1 pseudogene is annotated in these 1,490 nt (G+C 42.2%); it reads right to left on the minus strand.

The features are described 5' to 3' along the window. Positions 1 to 1,490: pseudogene (locus ACYQ0N_RS15200) on the minus strand (YncE family protein); the annotation flags it as partial.

A 1,490-nucleotide genomic window follows, 5' to 3' on the forward strand; every position in this document is an offset into this window, starting at 1 on the left:
ATCATGGATGAATCCAGGAGATTCCAGGAGTACGTATATTGCTGCATATTGGGGAGTTCTCCAAACAGTGGTGTTGCATCAAAGGATATTACTACTGGAGCGATACCAGAGGTCATGGAGGGTATTATGCCCGTCTGTAGATATGGTATGGCATATTCGTCATAGGATACATTCATGAAGTATGGATGAGTCATTGGGTATGATGATGTAACGTTTGCCCATATCTGGTGGTTGGATTTTGCATAATCAGGAATGCTTGCGTACATTCCAACGAACGTGAAATTCAGAGGACTTGTGGTGGAATAGAAAGTAAATATAACACTTGATGTATAGATGGTCGGGACCGAAACGTCGCTTACTACATACATGTTTCCATCAAGGGAGTCAAATGCCAGCTGCAGTGGATATCCGCCTACATTTATCTCATTCACAAGAGTAGTATTGTCAATCACTGCAACTCCACCACCATTTTCTGCTACATAGACGAGCTTGTTAACCGGGTTGTACTGAATACCGAAAGCTCCTCCAAATGTTGTCGATATGTTTGTAACCATTGTATTATTTAGAGGATTAAAGATTGTTACATTATGTCCATAATAAATTCCTGCTCCAGTTCCTGATGCATATACGAGCCCGTTAGATGGGTCAAGAATTATCTGTTCTGGGGAATTCCCCACATTGAAGTATTTTATTAACTTACCTGTGGTTGCATTTAAAACTGCCACTATGCCTGAATCGTACATATTAACATAAAGTTCGTTGTTTGCAGGTATATATGCGATACCCTCAGGACCTGTACCTATTGATGTGTAGGATGAGAGATCAAAGGTCTTAACCACAGTATTGTTCACGACGCTTATAACTGAAATGTTATCTGACCCATAATTAGGAACGTAAAGTAACTGAGCACCTGGATTATACCCCGGCCATTGTGGGCCATTGCCTACAGTAATTGTTTTCTGAACGCTCATACTTGTTGTATTGATCACAAGAACGCTGTTATCGCCATAATTAACAGCATATATGAACCCGTTAATATATGTCATATTTGAGAAGAATGAATCAAATGAACTGGGGACACCACTTATGCTTCCCACTTCTTGGGCTGGAATATTTCCAACTGACGGCGTGTAAACGTATATTGCGCCAGACTCGGCAATGTACCAATATCCTGTCTGAGGAACGTAGAGAGCACTCTCTGGATAACCTGGCACGCCGAAGCCGCCGTTCACGCTCAATGTGCTGCTGCTTATCTCAAGGATGTTCGTCATTGAATAGTACGGAACGTAGACGCCATTCTCGTAAACCTGGAGATATGATAGGGGACCGCCGAAATTCATATTGATTGAGTAGGGGGCAGATGAACCTGATATGTTCAAATAGGCTGTGAATGTGGTGTAATCTGCATAGGAATAGTGTGAGTTCGCAGTTAAGGAGACGTTAAGTGGTTGAGGTACCAGGAACTGGAAGTCGAAATCGAAGGGGAGGTT

The organism is Ruminococcus sporogenes, assembly GCF_054655175.1.